This is a genomic window from Halobellus captivus, from assembly GCF_007655485.1.
Classification (GTDB): Archaea; Halobacteriota; Halobacteria; order Halobacteriales; family Haloferacaceae; genus Haloquadratum; species Haloquadratum captivum.
In genome coordinates, this window is sequence record NZ_VJXQ01000012.1 from 1704 (window position 1) to 3957 (window position 2254).

Sequence of the window (2254 nt, forward strand, 5' to 3'; positions counted from 1 at the left end):
GCCGGGGACGGCGTCTTGGACGAACCGCATCTGTGCGTAGTTCAGCCCGAACTCGTCGGCCCACTCATCATCCATCCCGTCGAGGCGGTGGAACTGCTTGACCGCACACTGGTCCAGGATGGCCTCAGATTCGGCGTGCTCGAAGAACTCGTCGACGGTCTGGGTGACCAGCCGGATCGAGAGGTCGTGGTGGCGGTGGTGCCGGAACACCGTCTCGAGGAACGCCAGACTCGCGGCGTCCTGCATGATGTAGCGCGCCTCGTCGATGTAGAACACGACCTCCTTCTCCGAGACCTTCGCCCGCTCGTACACCAGCGAGATCAGCAACTGCATCGTCAGTGCCGTGCTGCTGTCGACGCTGCCCTCCTGCTGAGCGAGGTCGAGGTAGATGACCTTCTCGTCCCGAATGTCGAAGTCGGACTCCTGGCCGAGGTTGCTGTGCCGACCGTCGTCCTCGAAGGGGCGGAGCTGATCGAGCAGCCACGTCGCGTCCTCTTTGATCTTCCCTGCCTCTTCGTCGGACCGAACGACGAACTCCTCAGGGTCGTCGACCATATCCTCGAAGACGTCCATCATCTCGCGGATGGTCGGACTCGGATTGTCGTGCGTCGAGATGTCGTCGGTGATGCCCTGGCGCTTGTACGCCCGCTTGAGCCCGAGTTCGAGCGTTGTCCGGCGGTCGCCCAGCGAGATGCCGCGGAGCGCGAAGAAGTTCGTGAGGAAGCTCATCGCGTCGTCGAGCTTCTCGTTGAACGGACTCGCGTCCTCGCCCATCGCGCGCTGGACGTGTTCGGGCGTCTCGCGGATCTCCAAGGGGTTCAGGCCGAGCGTCCCACCGACGGTGATTCGCTTGGCGTCGAGTGCCTCTGAGACGCCGGCCCAGTTATTCAGCGGCTCGAGGATGATGCCGATACGGTCCTTGCTCTGCTCGATGGAGCGGATGAAGTTCTGCTTGGAACTGAACGACTTCCCCGAGCCGGTATCGCCCACGGTGAACATCGCGTACCCGTTGTCCCGGGCGAACGGGTCGATGACCACGGGGCTCTGGTTGTCCTTGTGAATCCCGAACTCGACGCCGCCCTCCTCGAGAATCGTCGCGTTGTGCGGCGAGGACAGCAACGCGCCGACGGCGCCGCCGAGCGCGATCGACGTCCGGCCGAACTTGTTGTCGCCGATGGGCGCGGCGGACTGGAGAGCGAGATCCTGCCGACAGATAGCCGTCTTCGGCGTGAGGTTCGCCGGGTCGTCGCGGAGCGCGCTCTTGACCGTCTGGACGGCATCTCTGAGCTTGTCTTTCTCGTCGGCTCTAACCGTGATGAACATCCCCTGGTCGAAGACGTTCGCGCCGTTCTCGACGGCCTTGTACGTCGCTGCGGCCTCGTTGGCGCGCTCTTGGAGATACGCGCTCCGGATACTCTGTTCGAGGTCAGCATCCACCTGAAGGTCGTCAGCGATGTCCTGCAGTTCGTTCCGGGCACGCTCCTGATTCTTCGGCGTGATGTGGGCCGTCAGATCGAACTGGACGTCGGTCATCTCGAAGAGGTCGCTCAGATACCCATCGTTGGGATAGTCGGCATAGTTAGCGATGTACAGTGTCGTCGTCCACTGCTCGCCGACCCGTGCGGCTCGCGTTTCCCACTCGACAGCTCCGGGCGCGGTCACCGTCTTGTGTGACTCGGAGATGTCGTCGAGGAGCTGGCGTTCAGCCTCGCCTTCTTCGAGTGTCTCCTCGTCGAGGACATCGGTGAAGTCCACGTCTGGTTCATCATCCGCAGTGAAGCGGTCCCAGAGGTACTTACTGCCGACGCCAAGGCCGAGACCCATCACAAGGGCAAGTACTGCACTCTCTGCTGGCGTCAGGTTCTGGAGCCACCCGACGACGGAGCCAAGCGCACCACCACCAGTCTGGAGGATCACATTACGCATCGTGTGGATCCTCCCGGCGCGAGTGGCCGATGATCGATTGGTCTCGAACGACACGTTCCGCCTCGTCGTAGTCGTGTTCGCGACCGTTCCAGAAGTCCATATTCAGAACGAACAACTCGACCGTGCTGAGGCGGCGTGCGGACCATCCAGACGCCTGCTGGATGAACTCGGATCGAACGTCGTTCACGCGACTGTCGAGCTTCTCGAACATCTGCGCGCGGCGCTCGACGTCAGTAAGGTCCTCGCGGCGGGTAACAAAGGGGTTGAACAGGAAGCCGATGACCGGGAACTGGGTCAGCTTCTCGGCGGGGGTGCCCTCGTCGCGGAA

At 62.6% G+C, this 2254-nt stretch carries 1 protein-coding gene and 1 pseudogene; both read right to left on the minus strand.

Features of this window, described 5'->3' with window-relative positions; all coding sequences use genetic code 11:
- Nucleotides 1–1926 (minus strand): VirB4 family type IV secretion system protein (locus FJT57_RS16230; protein ID WP_144906876.1); only part of this gene is annotated, 1926 nt, incomplete at its 3' end.
- Nucleotides 1919–2254, minus strand: a pseudogene (locus FJT57_RS16235) (hypothetical protein); the annotation flags it as partial. The gene FJT57_RS16230 and the pseudogene FJT57_RS16235, both read right to left, overlap by 8 nt.